This window comes from Butyricicoccus sp. (assembly GCF_050872565.1).
Classification (GTDB): Bacteria; Bacillota; Clostridia; order Oscillospirales; family Butyricicoccaceae; genus Butyricicoccus_A.
The window spans coordinates 1-17,384 of sequence record NZ_JBNMHC010000010.1; the positions used below are offsets into that span (position 1 = coordinate 1).

Here is a 17,384-nt window from a genome sequence, read left to right on the forward strand (position 1 = left end):
AATACAGGCACATCAGTATTCTGCTGATGTGCCTTTTGTTATCCCCGCGGAAAGGAGATGCCTATGCAGGAACGCACCAAATGTTTGATTATCGGCACGTGTGCCGGAGCGGCAAATGGTTTCTTTGGCGCTGGCGGCGGATTGTTTCTCGTCCCGCTGTTTACCGCTTGGCTTGGTCTGGAACAAAAGCAAGCCTTTGCCACATCTGTCGCCGTGATTTTTCCGCTGTCTGCCGTCAGTGTTTTGATTTATCTGCGCAACGGCAGCATTCCTCTGTCGTTTTCTGCACCCTATCTGCTTGGCGGTGCAATCGGCGGATTATGTTCCGGTCTGTTGTTCTCTCGCGTTTCCGTTCCGCTGCTTCGCAAAGCTTTTGCTCTGCTGCTGGTTTGGGGCGGCATCCGCGCGGTATTTTTATGGTAATGGGTGTTTTTGTCGGCGCAATAACCGGAATCCTGTCCGGTTTTGGAATCGGCGGCGGTTCCTTATTGATTCTGTGGCTGACGATGATTGAACAGCTGCCGCAATACACGGCCGCCGGTATCAATCTGCTGTATTTTTTGTGCTGTGCACCCACAGCACTGGTTTCGCATCTCCGACATCATTTGGTAAAAAAACGGATTGCCGGTTGGTGTATTCTCGCCGGATGCCTTGCCTCGCCGCTTGCTTCTATTGCAGCCGGTTTATTGCCAATGCCTTGGCTGCGCCGCGGATTTGGCATTTTGCTGCTCATTCTCGGCTTTCGAGAGTTATTTTCCCCTTCCGCCAAACAGTAGCATTTTTCGCGCCTGCGTGCTATACTGAGACTATTCTTTTTAGAGAGGAGATAACTATATGGATCAAATTCAAATTCCCAACATAGATATTTTGCTCATCATTGCCGTTCTCGTTACTTTGCTTCTCATTGTTCTCTATACACATAGAGAGCCGAAAATTCGTGTCGGCAAGAGCAATATCAGCACCCAAGATTCTGCCTCTATTCTTAAGCTCTTTGCCGCTGATACCAAATGTTTTGATTTTCGTGTCAAAGAAGAAGCGCAACATGCTACGGTCGCCTTGCACACCTGTCTAAACCGCAAATGGGCGCAACCGATACCGATTGCAGACTTTTCTGACTTAGAACCCGGAAAGTATCGTCTGATTATTCGCCGCGTTAAAACAATCATTGATATTTACCTGTGCAGCAATGACGACTACGAGCACGTCGTACATATCCCATATCGCATGGCGCATGAACATCTCTCCGCTCTTGATGCGTGCAGTTCTGTCGGACAATTTGAGCTTTCTGATTGCAAAGCATCTATCGGTGATGAGAGCAACACACCACTGTGGGTAATCCTCGGTCGAAAACAAGGAAATCTCACGGTAACACAGGATTATCAGCATTCTGGCGGCAGCACCGGCTTCGCGATTGTCCTTCAGTTTCGATAAGAAAAGAACCAGTCAAATATTGACTGATTCTGACAAACTATGTATACTATTCATGGGCACACCATAAAACGGTAGGCGGTTTGCGTCCTCTCCGATTTCATTCAGAGAGGAAGTTAAAGATTCTTTTTCTTGCCCTCTCTTGAAGAAGGGAGGGTGGTATCATGTACGTAACATTTTCTGATTTATTTCAGTGCCTTTCGACACTGTTTTCATTCGGTACAATGCTTATTGCACTGATCGCCTTTTTAGGCAAAAGAAAATAACCGCCATGCGACCAAACATGTGACGGTTATTTCCTAAACCAAATTCATGAGAGGACGCGCCGTCTATCGGTGTGCCTCTTTTTTATTATCATAGCATTGAACCCCCAGAAAGTCAATGCAGAAGCCCATCAAATTCCCAATTTCCATCAAAAAAGAGCCGCTTTCGCGGCTCTTTTCTTCATCTTACAGGGCTGTCAGATTCTTCAGCGAAATGTCCATTGCCGGAGAAGCATACGTCAGTGCACCAGAGGACACAAAATCCACGCCGATGTCTGCAATTTCCAGCAGACGCTCTGCGGTAACATTACCGGAGCACTCGGTCTTCGCGCGGCCATCAATAATTTTCACAGCCTGACGCATGGTCTCATTGTCCATGTTATCCAGCATGATAACGTCTGCGCCGCATTCAGCAGCTTCTGTTACCTGCTCCAGTGTCTCACATTCTACTTCAACCTGTGTAACGAAGGAGACATACTCTCGTGCCATCTGTACAGCCTTGGTGATAGAACCTGCTGCACAAATGTGATTGTCCTTCATCATGACACAATCGGACAGATTGTAGCGGTGGTTAGTTGCGCCGCCGCAGCGTACTGCATACTTCTCAAAAATACGCAGACCCGGTGTCGTCTTTCTGGTGTCCAGCAGCGTTGTGTGCTTGCCTTCCAGAATCTTTACCATCTTATTGGTATTGGTAGCGATGCCGCTCATGCGCTGCAAGAAGTTCAGCGCAGTGCGCTCGCCGGTCAGCAGCGTGCGAATATCTGCATAGATTACGCCAATCAGCTGACCCTTCTTGACCTCATCGCCATCAGAATAGGTCGTTTCAAAATGAGCTTCCTCTTCCAGAATCTCAAATACTCGTGCAAATACATCCAGACCGCAAATAATGCCGTCCTGCTTACAAATCAGCTCTGCCTTGCCCAACTGCGGCTGGCGCATAATGGCATTGGTGCTGACGTCCTCACTGGTGACATCCTCGCGCAGGGCGGTGATGATCGCCGGATCCATATTAAGCATCATGGTCGAGCCACTGATCATAGAATGCTTCATCCTTTCTCTTAATAGCTTCAAGAACCGCTTTGCGGTTTTTCTCATCGATGTCCGCATAGAATGTCGGATCGAACGGAATTTCATCGGTCGGCATCGGCTTACCAGCCTCTACCGTCTTTGCAATGTGGTTAGCTGCGCGCTCAGCAAATACCAAGCTCTCCAGCAGGGAGTTACTTGCCAGACGGTTTCTGCCATGTACACCATTGCAGCTAGTCTCACCAGCAGCGTACAGACCATCCATCGAAGTCTCACTGTCCGAATTGACCTTGATGCCGCCCATAAAGTAATGCTGACCCGGTGTAACCGGAATCGGCTGCTTGGTCATATCGTAGCCCTCTTCCAGGCACTGACGATAGATGTTCGGGAAGCGGTTGCGGACAAAATCCGGATCCAGATGGGTAACGGACAGCTCTACATACGGACGGCCGTCCTTTTCCATCTGCTTGCAGATGGCCTGCGATACAACATCGCGCGGCAGCAGCTCGTTGACAAAGCGCTCGCCATCCTTATTATACAGATATGCGCCCTCGCCGCGAACCGACTCGGAAATCAAGAAGCTTCTGCCCGGCTTCGTGGTGTACAGTGTGGTCGGATGAATCTGAATATAGTTGATATGCTCCACTTCAATGTGGTGGCGCATAGCGATTGCCAGCGCATCACCGGTAATGTGGCGATAGTTCGTCGAGAACTGGAACAGACCGCCAATGCCGCCGGTTGCCAAAACAACCGCCTGCGTGCGAATTTCTTCCAGTGTGCCGTCTGCATTGCGGATAATGCCGCCCTTGCAGACATTTGCCTTTTCATCGCAAATAATATCAACCAGCGTGGTGTTTTCACGGATGGTGATGTTCTTGCGCTCTCTTGCGCGAGCCAGCAGCTTGCTGGTGATTTCCTGTCCCGTCAAATCTTCATGGAACAGAATACGGTTTTCCGAATGAGCACCCTCACGGGTAAATTCAAAGTTTCCGTCCTTATCACGCTGGAAGTCTACGCCGTAATCGACCAGCTCCTGCGCGATGTGCTGAGAAGAACGAATCATAATGTCTACAGATTCCTTGTTGTTCTCATAATGACCAGCCTTCATGGTGTCCTCGAAATAGCTGTCATAATCATCGTCATCCAGCAGCATACACATGCCGCCCTGTGCGAGGAAAGAATCCGCCTGATCCGCTTCGGACTTGGTAATTACCAAAACTTTGTATTTTTCGGGCAGCTGTAATGCGTTAAACAATCCGGCAGCACCGGTACCGACAACCAAAATGTCAGCAGTTTCCATATTTCGCTCCCCCTTACTTTCTTTCGGTATTCGTGAGCACACACACGTGCTCCGTCAGATGTTTCATTTCCAGTTTTCTCCCTATTGACATGCGGTATTTACCGCACAAACTTTTTACATCTCAGTATACCACACTGAAATGCATCCTGCAAGGCAGTTCCCCGCCTTGTCCAGACACTTTGTGAAATTTTTTACTATGCATTATGCATGTTCCAGAATCGGCGGTGCCGGATGGAAGTCTGGCCGATGCTTTGGATTGGCAATATACTCCTCTACCTTATCAATGGTCGGCGCACAGAAATATGCCGCGCCGCGCTTGGTGACAGACAGTGCCGAAGCATACGTCGCATACTTCAGAGCAACTTCCGGCTCCTTTCCATACAGATATGCGGCCAAGAAATAGCCCTCAAAGACGTCACCGGCTGCTGTAGAGTCTACAACCGGAACTTTTAGCGACTCCTGATACATCTGGCGCGTACCATTCTTATAAAAAGCACCCTGTGCGCCCAGCGTAAACAGGAACTGGGAATTCGGGTACATCTCTGCCAGACGAATCAAAATATCTCCCGGCTGCACATAGCTCGTCATCGAACGGCCTTCAATCTCGTTGAGGCAGAACATCGAGATTTTGGTCAAATCACTGCGCAGCAATTCACGCGTACATGGCGACGGATTGAGCACGATAAACATCTTTTTCTCATATGCCGCGTCAATGGCGTGCTGCAAGCAGGAAATTTCATTCTGCAAAACGAGCACATCGCCTTCCTCGTACTCTGCCAGTACCTCATCAATATACGCTTCATCGATGGTTCGATTGGCGCCGCCATAAATCATGATGGCGTTCTGTCCAATCTCATCCACCTGAATAATCGCATGACCGGTGCGGCCTTCTACCACGCGTACCGGAGAGATGTCAATGCACAGCTGCTCTTTGAGCTTGTCCAGCATCTCCTGTCCGTCCGAACCGATCTGACCGGCAAGCTTTACGTCCAGACCAGCTCGTGCAAGCGTAACCGCCTGATTCAATCCCTTGCCGCCAGGGAATACTTCCATATGAGAAGCGCCCTGTGTTTCCTTTGGGGTCGTAATATGTCCAACATAATAGTTATAATCAATATTGATAGAACCCAATACCAGTATTTTCATTGTTATCCGCCCTCCATCTTTCCAGTTCGGATGATACATGATGTCCAAGTTTCATGCTGTACAGCATACGGATGCAGTTTACTAATATTATAAGATGTTTCTAAGTGAAGCACAAGCATTTCCGCCTCATTTTCCTTCGGATATTTTCATCTGAGCAAATTTTCAATATTTCCAGCAAATATCCTTGACTTTCTGGATATAAAACGATATGATAAAGAATACTGAAACGAAAGGATGGTCGGCGTCATGGCTGTACAAAAAAAAGGCACAAAACAAATCACTGCCAACAAAAAAGCCAGACACGATTATTTTATCGAAGAGGCTTATGAATGCGGCATTGAGCTGTTCGGCACAGAAGTGAAGTCTATCCGTCAGGGCACAGTCAGCCTGAAGGATTCGTACTGCATCTTCCGTGACGGCGAGATTTTTGTCAAAGGTATGCATGTCAGCCCCTATGAGATGGGAAACATCTTTAATAAAGATCCGCTGCGTGAGCGCAAGCTGCTGCTGCACAAAAAGGAAATCATGACGCTGTTCGGCAAGACCAAGCAGCAGGGCTATTCCCTGATTCCGCTGTCTTTGTACTTTAAGAATGCGCGCGTCAAGGTAGAGCTGGGTTTGTGCAAGGGCAAAAAGCTGTATGACAAGCGCGAAGCAGCTGCTCAGCGCGACGCAAAGCGCGAAATCGAACGCGCCATGAAATCTCGCAGATAATTTTTCTTTTTCGTTCAGCACGAACTATCCGGGGACGTACCGGTTTCGACGGGGGCGTGGAATCTGGGATAGCGGGCCGCAGTGAGAATCTGCGTTAAAAGTCTCAACTGTCTAAATTTAACTGACAACAATTATTCTTTACAGGCAGCCTAATTAGGCGTGCCCGTTCTGCCTGAGAGTATCGCGGCTCGGGACAGAGCGTCATTTAGCGGTGAACGTGCGGCGGGTAAGCTTTGCCCCGCCCATGCATGATGAAGCTACCAACCCTGTAAGCCTGTCATTTGGCGTGCAGCAGCGGGAATTCTAATCAAATGACTGCGCCCGGAGAAGTCCTTGAGGAAGTACCTTCGGACAGGGGTTCGACTCCCCTCGTCTCCACCAGAACAAGAAAGAGAGCTGTTTTCGCAGCTCTCTTTTTGTATGCATTCTGTACGGATCATTCATAGATACATTGACATTCTAATCTTTCAATGCTATCATAATAAAAAAAGAGGCACACCGATAGACGGCGCGTCCTCTCATGCTATTGGTTTAGGAAATAACCGTCACATGTGTAGGAAGCATGGCGGTTATTTTCCTTTTCTGATGTATTCGAGTAATGCCACGATAAACAAACCCAGTGTACCAATTGCGGTAATGCACTGGAATAGTCCTTCATAGGTTACATACACAATATCACCCTCCCTTCTTCAAGAGAGGGTAAGAAAAAGAATCTTTAACTTCCTCTCTGAATGAAATCGGAGAGAACGCAAACCGCCTACCGTTTTATGGTGTGCCCGTGAATAGTATACATAGTTTGTCAGAATTCGTCAATCTTTAACTGCGCCCGGAGAAGTCCTTGAGGAAGTACCTTCAGACACACCAGAACAAGAAAGAGAGCTGTTTTCGCAGCTCTCTTTTTGTATGCAATTATCTTGCCGTCTGTGGGTTGTCGGTACGTTCCAGCAGATAATCCACAGAAACATCGTGGAAATCCGCCAGCCGGATGAGGATAAGCGTTGGAATATCAATATCCCCGCGCTCATAGTTGCTGTACACTCGTTGACTGCACGACAGGATCTTTCCCATCTGTGTCTGTGTCAAATCTCGGTCTTCCCTCAGGTCGCGTATTCTTCTGTAAATCATATCATTGTCTCCTTTCCTGAGAGAATGATATGATTATAGTTTAGCGAGTATTCCGCTATTGACTTTTAGCGAAAAATTCGCTAAACTGTGAGTAACTCAAGTCGAAACAAACCATATATTCACAAAATTTGGGAGGTATTACCTTGAAATTTAGAAACAAAATCGGTATGGCTCTGGTTCTCACCGGAGTAATGGTCGCAACCACCGGATGCTTTGATTCTAACGCCGAAGGTGGCGAAGGCGGTAAAGGTGGTGACGGCGGCAGTGCCACAGTTATCAACAACATAACTATCGATAGCGGTAGTAACAATTCAGGCGATTCCAATAAGGCTGACTCAACCAAACAAGCTTTAACTGAAGCGCAGAGCGCAATCGACGCCCAAAATTATGAAGATGCTATCACCACGCTGGAGAATGCACTGAAGAAGTCTCCGTCCAACAAGGATTTGATTGCCAAGTATGTCAACGCGGTCAAACTGCGTGTGAACGAACTGACCAGCAAAAACGACTATGACAAGGCACTTGCTGTGCTGAAAAGTGCCAAAGATGCACTTAAGGACAACGAAGAGATTAATAACCTCTATGACGAGACAAAGAAGAACAGTCCGGATAAGCTCTGTGATTTGACGATTGCAGAATCGAATGACAATTATGTTCCGATTACCGAACAGAAGGTTGTACGTGACACCACTGGCAATACGTATGATCCTGGTAATTTATTTACGCTTTATCCGTCCTATGCAGATTATAGTGGATATGCAAAATATTATTTAGGAGAAAAATACAAATCTTTGAATTTGATCTATGCGATTTCAGAGGAAAATCCGGATGATATTGATCCAACCACTTTTACTATTTTCGGTGATGGGGACAAAATTTTGTTTACCTCTGATAAAATGACCCGTACAACAGAACCGACTTCTATCGGTGTTGATGTGACTGGTCAGAAATGGATTTACATTCGAGTGGAAAGCGAGACATCTAACAGCGTTCCTGTTTTGATGGCAAATCCGGTGCTGTTTGAGTAAAGCCGAAAGAAGGTTTTTATATGAAACGAACAATAATGTTGGCTATTGGAATTTGCTTTGGTTTCTGCGTATTTGCCTATGCAATCTCACCTGATTTTGCAAACTCTGTCAACAGTTCATTGAATCACTTTTTTGACGGCTCTGATTTTGATTCTGATAGCGACTATTCAGATGGCGAAAATTACGATGACGGCGAAAGCCCTGATGATTACGACCAAAACCCTGATGATTACGACCAAAACCCTGATGATGATCCCGAACTGTATTATAATTGTTATAACATAGACTTGAGCAATACAGATATTTATACCAAATCTCAATTGGTTTATGATGCTATCAATTTAACAAATTCTGCTTTGGTTCAGAATGGATATGAAGAATATTATCTGACATATGAAGTCACAGATTTTTCTTCCTCTTCAGCATCAATCTGGATCGGACGCCCTTCAGGCAGCGAAGTATCCCAAGACATGCATGTTCTCTTAGATAACCATGATGACATTCCCTTATATTTTAACGAAATTGCGGATACAAGTGATCTGACAGGTAGAACCAAAGAAAATACAGAAGCTTTAAATCAGATGAAATATTATATGATAGCTTCTATGATTGTCCTTGCCACTAATGAGGCTGGGTCTTTCAACGATGCTTATGATTGGGCTAAAGACCGATATGAGAATCTCATAGAAGATCACGCTTGGTCTCGGGATTATTCTAATGTTAAGGTCTGGATACAAGATAATCTATTTGAATTGACTGTACCTAAAACTGATACGAGCAAATCTTAAATATTATAATATTTATCAAGAAGGGGGTAAATATATGAAAACCAAAACCAAGCAATGGGTATCTATTCTTCTGTTATGTGTATCTCTTTGGACGCTTTCCTGCAACTGGCTCAAGACAACCAGCTATTATGAAGGAATGTTTGCTTATACCACAAGTTCTATCAATGAAATCCTCAGCCTTTTTGGAGTGGATTTTGACTTAGAATCTTCCGTTGATAATTCCGAAACAAGTGCATATAATTCTCGTCTCAGTCAAGGAGCTTCCAATTTGTATGATGCTATTTCTGACGAGGGACTTTCGATTTCTGAATGGCGTGAAAGCATGAGCTTTTTAACTTATGTCATCAAGCGGACGGAAAAATTGGGGTTCTTCACGTACATGGATGATGATACGGTCACAGCCCTCCATATCATATCTTTTCTTGGATATATTTTTAATTTCTTATATGCAATGACTATTCTCTTTGCAATATATGCGATTATCAATCATATTCTAAAACGAAAGAACTCTAGTATTGGTGTGACCGTCTGCTTTGTCATTTGGTTTATCTTTAACTTCCTTGTTGTGTTTGAATTCAACCGTTCCCTCGCCGAAAATGACATGCTTCGCATCACGGGTTGGTCTGTCCTCGCTATTGTTTGCTGCATTGCATCCAGTGTTCTCTGGCGTCAGTGCCGCAGAGAATTCCAAGAACAAAACATTTTAAATGACCGCTCGCTCAAAGAAAGCATCTTACATGCTCGCGACAAAGTACAGCAGGCAGATTACAGCAAGGTTGTCGATTCGGCAAAAGATACATTTTCATCCGCAAAAGAGCAGATTCATACACATATTCCTGCTTCTTGGGAATGCCCTGCGTGTCATTCTCGTATGACAGCGGAGAAAAAGTTCTGTAGTAATTGTGGCGCAAAACGCCCTGACCCAGTGTATTGTCCGAAGTGTGGACGTCGTCTGACCAATCAAGATGTATTTTGTCCGGACTGCGGAACTCCTCGTCCAAAGAACATGGATGATTCCGAAAACGCATAAGGCTTTTCGTTGACACTCTAACCCTTACCTGCTACCTAAAAAAAGAACCAGTCAATCCTTGACTGGTTCTTTTTAATTCAAACTTCCCGTTCCGTGCTGTTCAAACAATCGCACAATGCGCTGGCGCAGGAGCGGCTGTGTGCGCAGCTCCGGATCGCGCTGCATCAGCGCATCTGCCGCGCTTTTTGCCTGTTCCAGCAGGCATGTATCTCCCGCCAGATCGGCAAATTTCATCGGCGGCAAGCCGTGCTGGCGCGTACCAAAGAAATCGCCTGCACCGCGCATTTCGAGATCTTTTTGTGCGATAGCAAATCCATCTCGCGTGTGTACAAGTGTGCTCAATCGCTCTCGTGCATCAGCACCTTTATCCGCCCCATAAAAGATGCAAAAAGACTGTCTGCTTCCGCGTCCCACACGGCCGCGCAGCTGATGCAGCTGAGACATGCCAAAGCAATCCGCATTTTCCACAACCATCAGCGTCGCATTCGGTACATTGACACCAACCTCAATAACAGTGGTAGAGACGAGAATATCCAAATTTCCCTCGGCAAAATCGCGCATGATTTGCTCTTTTTCTGCGGTTTTCGTGCGTCCATGTACCAATCCAATGCGCCGATGCGGCAAGACGGTTTTGAGCCGCTGTGCCGTCTGCTCGGCACTGTGCCGATGGGTATCTGTCGCTTCGCTGTCCTCGACTAGCGGGCACACGACATAAACCTGCCCGCCCGCGGCACATTGATTGTCAATAAATCGGTCAATGCGAGGGCGTGTTTGTTCTCCGACCGCATACGTCTTAATTCTTTGTCGTCCCGGCGGAAGTTCATCGATAATAGAAACATCCAAATCGCCATAAATCAGCAGCGCCAATGTCCGTGGAATCGGCGTTGCCGACATGACGAGCAAATGCACGTTTTCGCCTTTTTCTGTCAGTGCCGCCCGCTGGTTGACACCAAATCGGTGCTGCTCATCGACAACCGCGACCGCCAAATCATGGAACTGCACCTGTTCACTGAGCACGGCGTGCGTGCCGATGACAATCGACAGCTTGCCAGAGGCGATCTCGTCTACAATTTCTCGTTTTTCTTTCGTGCGCATCGCACTAACCAAGAGACCGCAGGAAATGCCCAGCTTGTGCATCAATGGCTCCAAGGTTTCCCTATGCTGTCGAGCGAGCAGCTCTGTCGGAGCCATGATAACTGCTTGCTTCTCATTTTTTGCAGCCAAATAACACAGTGCCGCCGCAACTATCGTCTTGCCGGAACCGACATCTCCCTGTACCAAGCGGCTGAGCGGTTTCCCCATGGCAATGTCCATCGTGCACGCTTCAATCGCCCGCTGCTGTGCTCCCGTTAAAGCAAACGGCAAGGCGCGATAAAATTCCCGCAAGCTCAAATCGCGCAGTTGTGTTCCCTTCTGCTCTGCCCGTCCGGCGCGCAAAAACCGCATTCCACAGGCAAGCAAAAACAGCTCTTCAAATACCATGCGTTTTCTTGCCCGCTGTGCCTGCTCCATCGTCTGCGGACGATGGATTTCCGCCAGAGCCGTTTTCAGCGGCGGAAACTTCTGCTGGTCTCGAATGTCTTTCGGCAAAAAATCCGGATAATCTGCTGGCAGCGCGCGCAATGCCGCATCGGTAACTTTATACATATCTTTTTGATGCAGACCTGCTGTGAGCGGATACATCGGCAAAATCCGTCCGGTTTTTTCTCCAGCTTGTACCGGCTCAAATTCCGGTGCAATCATGACAAATTGTCTGCCTTCCGCCTGCACTTTTCCGTAAAACGCATATTCTTTCCCGACTTCCAATGCCGCCGATGCGTATTTATTGTTAAAGAAACGCAGAGACATCAGACCGGTCTCATCATAAATGCGGCAAGTCGTGACATCCATGCCTTTGCGAATGTGCGCGGTCTGAGGCTGTGCGCCGACAACGGCATGAACACAGCATTTTTCTCCATCTGTCAGCTCAAAAATCGGCACAACCGCTGTGCGGTCTTCATAGCCGCGCGGGTAGCACTGCACGGCATCTTCCAACGTGTCTATGCCGATTTTATGCAGCAGTTCTGCTTTTTTCGGGCCAATGCCGCGCACAAATTGCACTGCATCTGTCAGCTTCATACCATATAATCCCGCATGACTTTGACCACAACGCCGAGAATGCGCGCGTCATCGCCGGGAATCGGTGCATACGCTTCATTCTCCGGCATGAGCCAAACGTGTCCATCTTTCTTTTCCAGCCGCTTGCAAGTCGCCTCGTCTTCAATTACCGCAACGACAATCTGTCCCTGTTGCGCATAACCCTGTCTGCGCACGACAATGACATCACCGTTTAAAATACCGGCATCAATCATGGAATCGCCTTGAATATGCAGGGCAAAATAACTGCCGCTTCTTCCGTGTAAATCGACATGTAAGATGGCTTCCGCCTGTTCTACTGCCAAAATCGGCTGACCGGCAGCAACCTTGCCCAGCAAAGGCACCGTAGATGTGCCAGTCTGTCCCGCCAGCTTGACGGTTCGCGTCTTGCCCTCACTCTGTTCCAGATACCCCAATTCGCGCAAATGCTTGACATGAGCATGAACAGAGGACGGAGAGCGCAAACCAACCGCTGCTGCGATCTCCCGCACGGCAGGCGGGTATCCCTCGGATGCAGTATATTCTTGAATAAAGCGCAGGATCTGTTTCTGTTTTTCAGAGATCGGACGCATAAGCAGATCTTCCCTTCTTATCATTTCTCTTTCTATTGTACCCAAGAGCCAGATAAAAAGCAAACGCATGTTTGGTTTTTTCCAAAACATTTCGCAAAATTTTGAACGTTATCTGAAAAAGTGATGGATAGTCTATAATATTGCCCGTACAATTTCAAAATCCCCTTGTTCTGAACGTAAAAATAATATAAAATAAGATTGAATAAATTTGCAAGAAAATAAGAATCTGCAACATGGATGATTCTATGTAAATGAGGTTGATTAGAGGAGGAATAGTGATGACGATTAAAGCCGATCTCGGATTTATCAACATCGCGCCAGAGGTTTTGGCTGATATAGCTGGTTACGCAGCCATGAGCTGCTTCGGCGTCAAGGGAATGACCATTCGTTCTGTCTCGGACGGTATCTCGCATCTGCTGCGCAGAGAGAATATGTCCCGCGGTGTGCGCATCACAGAGGCAGAGGACGGCGGCGTCAATATCGATTTGCATCTTGCTGTCGAGCACGGCGTCAATATCGCAACCATCTGCCGTTCGATCATTAGTGAAGTCCGCTACAATGTCGAGAAGATGACGGGCGTTGACGTAAAGAATGTCGATATTTACGTGGACGCAATCCGTGCGGACTAAATAAGGAGGCAAAACGAATTGTCAAAACTGATAGACGGACAGTTGTTCTGTGCCATGATTATCGAGGGCGCACTGTCCATTGAAGAAAAAAAAGACGAAGCAAACGAACTGAACGTTTTTCCGGTGCCGGACGGCGATACAGGCACCAATATGTCGCTGACTATGGCATCTGCCAAGAACGAGATGTCCAAGCAGATTGGCAAGGATATTGACCTGGCAACGGCAAGCAAGCTGACCGCTTCTGCCCTGCTGCGCGGCGCGCGCGGCAACTCCGGCGTCATCCTGTCCCTGCTGTTCCGCGGCATGTCCAAGCATCTCAAGACCTGCAAGGAAGCAACCGGTCAGGATCTGGCGCTCGCGTTGCAGGAAGGCGTACAGGCTGCATACAAGGCAGTCATGAAGCCGGCAGAAGGCACCATTTTGACCGTATCCCGTGTAGCAGCCCAGCATGTCGTTGAGCTGTGCCAATCCAATCCGGAAGCCAGCTGCGGCGATGTTCTGCGTGCAGCACTGGAAAAGGGCCATGAAGCACTGGCAGAGACCACCCATCAGAATCCGGTACTGGAAAAGGCCGGTGTTGTCGATGCTGGCGGCTTTGGCTTCCTGACCGTGCTGGAAGGCATGAGCGATGCATATAACGGCATCCACAAGGAGCGCAAGATTGCGCAGCCGGAACCGGAAGCAAAGAGCGGCGCAACCTTCAGCGACATCAAGGACGAAGATATTACCTTCACCTACTGCACCGAGTTTATCGCAGAACGCCGCGACAAGTCGCGCAATGTACAGCGTCTGCGCTCGTTCCTCAACAGCATTGGTGACAGCTTGGTTGTCGTAGACGATGACGACATCATCAAGGTACATGTACACACCGATCAGCCGAACGAGGCACTGGCTGCCGGACTGAAGTTTGGTCAGCTGCTCACGGTAAAGATTGAAAACATGCGTCAGCAGCATTCCGCTAAGATTGTCGAAGAAGCTGCCGGACTGGAAAGCAAGGCGCGCAAGATCGCAGAGCCGGAAAAGAAATACGGCTTTGTCTCTGTCGCTGCCGGTGACGGTCTGGTCAATGTATTTAAGGATCTCGGCGTCGATGAGATGGTACAGGGCGGTCAGACCATGAACCCGTCCACCGATGACATTCTGCACGCGATTGATGCCGTTCCGGCAGAGATTGTCTATGTCCTGCCGAACAACAAGAACATCATCATGGCAGCAGAGCAGGCCGTTCCGCTGTGCGAGAAAAAGACGGTTGTCATCATTCCGACCAAGAACATTCCGCAGGGCATTTCCGCTCTGCTGTCCTTTGACGAGAGCGCCGATCTGGACGAAAATCGTGAAGCCATGCTGGATGCAGCTGCTAACGTTCGTGCCGGTCAGATCACCTATGCTGCCCGCAATTCCGATTTTGACGGCAAGAAGATCAAGGAAGGCGAATATCTCGCTCTGGTTGAATCCAAGCTGTGCGCAAACAGCCGCAAGCTGGATGATGCTGTCAAGAAGATGCTGCGTGAAATGTGCAAAAAGGATACCGCTTTTGTCAACATCATCTATGGTGCAGACATGACCGAAGAGGACGCAGCCCGCGTCGAGAAGATGGTACGCCGCGATTCTCCGGACGCAGAAGTGACCATCATCAATGGCGGTCAGCCGGTATACTATTTTATTGTTTCAGCAGAAGGTTAATCCATGTCTATCTTTGATATTTTTGCAAAGCTGGAGCAGGAGCAGAAAAACAAGCCTGCTGCCCAGTCCATCGACTGGTTGGTTGTCGGTCTCGGCAATCCCGGTAAAAAATACGAAAACAATCGTCACAACACCGGCTTCCGCGTGATGGACGCGCTTTGCAGCAAGCACAATGTGCGCTGCGACCGCGCAAAATTCCATGCGCTGACCGGAGAAGCGGTTCTCGGCGGACATCGTTGTCTGCTGATGAAGCCGCAGACCTTTATGAATGCTTCAGGCGACGCTGTAGCAGAAGCCGCGGATTTTTATAAAATCCCGCCGGAGCATGTGCTCATCATTTTTGATGACATTTCTCTGCCGGTCGGTTCCCTTCGCATTCGTCCGAAAGGCTCTGCCGGTGGACAAAACGGCGTTAAGAGCATCATCGCCATGCTGGGTTCGGAACAGTTCCCACGCATCAAGGTCGGCGTCGGCGCAAAGCCGCATCCTGACTATGATTTGGCAGACTGGGTTCTGTCCAACGTCACAGAGGAAGAGATGCCTGCAATGAATGACGCTGTTGACCGCGCGGTTCTCGCCGTTTCCGAACTGATTGAAAACGGTGTACCTGCCGCCACGCAGAAATACAACGGCAAGCAGAAACAGCCGGAATCGCACAAATAAATTTCTGCTCCCATCCGCCATTTCTTAAGAATTCTTAAGCTTTGTGAATATTTCTTGCAGTTTTTGTGTCCTTCTGCTATAGTGGGAACATACAAAACTTCCAGTGGCGGTATCAGGAGCGATAAGTTTTCGGATACTTCCAAAAGAGAAACTGCCTTACGGCGGTTTCTTTTTTGGTTGACAGGATATAGCTTCTCCTGTATACTTTTGCTACAAAAAAACAAGAAACTTTGGCCGTACAAGCCCTCAGCCTTCCTCTTTGAGGAAGGTGGCGCGGCGTCAGCCGTGACGGAAGGAGCAACCCGCGAACAAACACGCATGAGAGTAAATCAAATACATATTTTTACTCTGAAAAAACTCCCTCAATCATTTGCAAAGCAAATGACAGCTCCCTCAAAGAGGGCGCCTTGGCTCTCCCTTCGGGAGAGCTGGATTGCCGCAGAGCGGCAAGACTGAGAGAGCTGATTTCTATAAGTTCGTATCAGGCAAATCTGAGAAAGACTATAGCTGGTACAAGCCCTCTCTGTCGCTGCGCGACATCTCTCCCGGAGGGAGAGACAAGTTAGACTGTGCGTTCAATATAGTTATTACACAAAAAGGAAAATCATATGGGTGAAGCAAAGCGCAAACGCGAACAACAGGGAAAACTGGATAAAAGATTGCGTTACAGTCATCGAGTGCAAAAAGAATTACGTCCTCTTGGAGCTTTCCTAACGCTCTGTGATGTTTTTCTCGCTTTTGGTGCGGTATGGCACACTGAATATGATAAAATTTGGCTTGCGCTATGCATGATCGCTTATCTGATTACTTTTCTAATCTATACTTGTTTTCCGCAGTATTTTCTCTTATGTGATTCTGATGTACGTGCACGTCCCCGACAGTCCATGATTTCGCTGTACATTCCTGTGATATGTCTTTTCATTGCTATCACCACACAAGACGGCATAGATTATGAACTCAACACAAGATTTTTTCTACTCGGTTCAATCGTAAGCAGTATCTTACTTGTTGCTTTTTTTGTTCGCACACGGTTCTTTCACAGCCCCGCTTTTTCCCAAATTCTTGTTATCGTTTTTATTATATGCTCTGGCTTTTCTTTAATCAGCGGTGCAAATTATGTTTTAGATCATAATCCACCGACAAAAGTCTTATCCGGAACCATTCAGGATAAAGAGAAAAGTTCCACAAGATACGATACATCGTATGATATATACGTAATGGCACAAACGGAATATTTTCATTTCACCGTTCGCAGAGAGTATTACGATCAAGTCATGATTGGAGATAAGATTGCTATCTCTATGCACTCCGGCGGACTAGGCATCCCGTTTGTGGACATTGTCAAGGATTAAAATCAAGCCAAATCACAAAAAAATGCCAGTTCCGGAATGTTCCGGTTCTGGCATTTTTCTTACTCTTCCAGCGGGTTGACATGAACCATGATGTGCTTGACCTTTGGGAAGTTTTGTTCAATGGCATTGTGCACACTCTGTGCCGTTTCATGTGCCTTTTCCAGCGTTTCTTGTGCGTCAGCGGCAATTTCTACATCGACATAGATTTTATTGCCGAACTCACGGGTGCGCAGCAGATCCAAATGCAGGACTCCCGGCTGCTGTTCAATGCAGGTGCGGATTTTCTGTTCCAACTCCGGCTCACACGCATGATCGACCATTTTATTGGTTGCATCCAAGAAAATTTGAATGGCTGCCTTGGCAATAAATATACAGATAATCAAGCTGGCAACCGGATCGAGCACCGGATAGCCCATGCGGGCACCAAAGATACCGAGCAATGCGCCGATAGACGACAGCGCATCCGAACGATGATGCCATGCGTCCGCCATCAAGGCA

The 17,384-nt window shown here is 47.7% G+C and carries 19 protein-coding genes and 1 other RNA gene; 13 read left to right on the top strand and 7 right to left on the bottom strand.

What is annotated here, in order from left to right; translation table 11 throughout:
* Positions 1-63 precede the first annotated feature (63 nt).
* The 4 genes from ACR0P9_RS01230 (at position 64) to ACR0P9_RS01245 (ending at position 1,694) form a co-directional block, all read left to right on the top strand.
* Entirely contained in the window at positions 64-423 is a 360-nt protein-coding gene (locus ACR0P9_RS01230) for a TSUP family transporter (RefSeq protein WP_432617029.1), read from the top strand.
* On the top strand, positions 417-776 hold the full coding sequence (locus ACR0P9_RS01235) for a TSUP family transporter (protein WP_432617030.1): 360 nt from the start codon (positions 417-419) through the stop codon (positions 774-776). Before ACR0P9_RS01230 ends, ACR0P9_RS01235 begins: the two co-directional genes overlap by 7 nt.
* Before the next feature lie 58 nt (positions 777-834).
* On the top strand, positions 835-1,431 hold the full coding sequence (locus tag ACR0P9_RS01240) for a hypothetical protein (protein WP_432617031.1): 597 nt from the start codon (positions 835-837) through the stop codon (positions 1,429-1,431).
* Between the two features lie 161 nt (positions 1,432-1,592).
* Positions 1,593-1,694: a putative holin-like toxin gene (locus tag ACR0P9_RS01245; RefSeq protein WP_432617032.1), complete on the top strand. Its 102-nt coding sequence runs from the start codon at positions 1,593-1,595 to the stop codon at positions 1,692-1,694.
* Between the two features lie 183 nt (positions 1,695-1,877).
* Here the strand turns inward: ACR0P9_RS01245 and nadC are convergent, their stop codons facing one another.
* From nadC to ACR0P9_RS01260, 3 genes are all read right to left on the bottom strand, one after another.
* Entirely contained in the window at positions 1,878-2,744 is an 867-nt protein-coding gene (gene nadC, locus ACR0P9_RS01250; protein ID WP_432617033.1) for a carboxylating nicotinate-nucleotide diphosphorylase, read from the bottom strand.
* A complete protein-coding gene (locus ACR0P9_RS01255) occupies positions 2,704-4,020 on the bottom strand; it encodes an L-aspartate oxidase (RefSeq protein WP_432617034.1) in 1,317 nt (438 codons plus the stop codon). Before ACR0P9_RS01255 ends, nadC begins: the two co-directional genes overlap by 41 nt.
* A 201-nt stretch (positions 4,021-4,221) precedes the next feature.
* The gene (locus tag ACR0P9_RS01260) at positions 4,222-5,166 is read right to left on the bottom strand and encodes a ribokinase (protein ID WP_432617035.1); all 945 of its coding nucleotides are present in this window, start codon (positions 5,164-5,166) and stop codon (positions 4,222-4,224) included.
* 246 nt (positions 5,167-5,412) lie between these two features.
* On the opposite strand from ACR0P9_RS01260, the gene smpB reads away from it, so the two are divergent.
* Together smpB and ssrA are read left to right on the top strand one after the other, a co-directional pair.
* Positions 5,413-5,880, top strand: a complete 468-nt coding sequence (gene smpB / locus ACR0P9_RS01265) for an SsrA-binding protein SmpB (protein WP_432617036.1) — start codon at positions 5,413-5,415, stop codon at positions 5,878-5,880.
* A gap of 30 nt (positions 5,881-5,910) precedes the next feature.
* Positions 5,911-6,261: a transfer-messenger RNA gene (gene ssrA, locus ACR0P9_RS01270) on the top strand.
* A gap of 528 nt (positions 6,262-6,789) precedes the next feature.
* Here ssrA and ACR0P9_RS01275 read toward each other — a convergent pair.
* Positions 6,790-7,002: a helix-turn-helix domain-containing protein gene (locus tag ACR0P9_RS01275; protein ID WP_432617047.1), complete on the bottom strand. Its 213-nt coding sequence runs from the start codon at positions 7,000-7,002 to the stop codon at positions 6,790-6,792.
* Positions 7,003-7,148: 146 nt separating this feature from the next.
* On the opposite strand from ACR0P9_RS01275, the gene ACR0P9_RS01280 reads away from it, so the two are divergent.
* From ACR0P9_RS01280 to ACR0P9_RS01290, 3 genes are read left to right on the top strand one after another with little or no spacing between them, the layout of a single operon-like run.
* Positions 7,149-8,033, top strand: a complete 885-nt coding sequence (locus ACR0P9_RS01280; RefSeq protein ID WP_432617037.1) for an NPCBM/NEW2 domain-containing protein — start codon at positions 7,149-7,151, stop codon at positions 8,031-8,033.
* Between the two features lie 20 nt (positions 8,034-8,053).
* Positions 8,054-8,821: a hypothetical protein gene (locus ACR0P9_RS01285; protein WP_432617038.1), complete on the top strand. Its 768-nt coding sequence runs from the start codon at positions 8,054-8,056 to the stop codon at positions 8,819-8,821.
* Positions 8,822-8,855: 34 nt separating this feature from the next.
* Complete coding sequence (locus tag ACR0P9_RS01290) at positions 8,856-9,851, top strand: double zinc ribbon domain-containing protein (protein WP_432617039.1); 996 nt, start codon at positions 8,856-8,858, stop codon at positions 9,849-9,851.
* Positions 9,852-9,923: 72 nt separating this feature from the next.
* On the opposite strand, the gene recG is transcribed toward ACR0P9_RS01290, so the two are convergent.
* Together recG and lexA are read right to left on the bottom strand one after the other, a co-directional pair.
* On the bottom strand, positions 9,924-11,969 hold the full coding sequence (recG, locus tag ACR0P9_RS01295; protein WP_432617040.1) for an ATP-dependent DNA helicase RecG: 2,046 nt from the start codon (positions 11,967-11,969) through the stop codon (positions 9,924-9,926).
* A complete protein-coding gene (lexA, locus tag ACR0P9_RS01300; protein WP_432617041.1) occupies positions 11,966-12,559 on the bottom strand; it encodes a transcriptional repressor LexA in 594 nt (197 codons plus the stop codon). The genes recG and lexA overlap by 4 nt, the downstream gene beginning before the upstream one ends.
* A gap of 278 nt (positions 12,560-12,837) precedes the next feature.
* On the opposite strand from lexA, the gene ACR0P9_RS01305 reads away from it, so the two are divergent.
* The 4 genes from ACR0P9_RS01305 (at position 12,838) to ACR0P9_RS01320 (ending at position 16,886) form a co-directional block, all read left to right on the top strand.
* Positions 12,838-13,188 carry an Asp23/Gls24 family envelope stress response protein gene (locus tag ACR0P9_RS01305; RefSeq protein WP_432617042.1) on the top strand — a complete coding sequence of 117 codons (351 nt, stop codon included), beginning with the start codon at positions 12,838-12,840 and terminating at the stop codon, positions 13,186-13,188.
* 18 nt (positions 13,189-13,206) lie between these two features.
* Positions 13,207-14,871, top strand: a complete 1,665-nt coding sequence (locus ACR0P9_RS01310) for a DAK2 domain-containing protein (RefSeq protein WP_432617043.1) — start codon at positions 13,207-13,209, stop codon at positions 14,869-14,871.
* Between the two features lie 3 nt (positions 14,872-14,874).
* Positions 14,875-15,534, top strand: a complete 660-nt coding sequence (gene pth / locus ACR0P9_RS01315; protein WP_432617044.1) for an aminoacyl-tRNA hydrolase — start codon at positions 14,875-14,877, stop codon at positions 15,532-15,534.
* A 608-nt stretch (positions 15,535-16,142) separates the two neighbouring features.
* Positions 16,143-16,886 (top strand): hypothetical protein, encoded by a 744-nt coding sequence (locus ACR0P9_RS01320; protein WP_432617045.1) that lies wholly within the window; start codon positions 16,143-16,145, stop codon positions 16,884-16,886.
* Positions 16,887-16,945: 59 nt separating this feature from the next.
* On the opposite strand, the gene ACR0P9_RS01325 is transcribed toward ACR0P9_RS01320, so the two are convergent.
* The coding region (locus ACR0P9_RS01325; RefSeq protein WP_432617046.1) for a cation diffusion facilitator family transporter at positions 16,946-17,384 on the bottom strand (439 nt) is incomplete at its 5' end.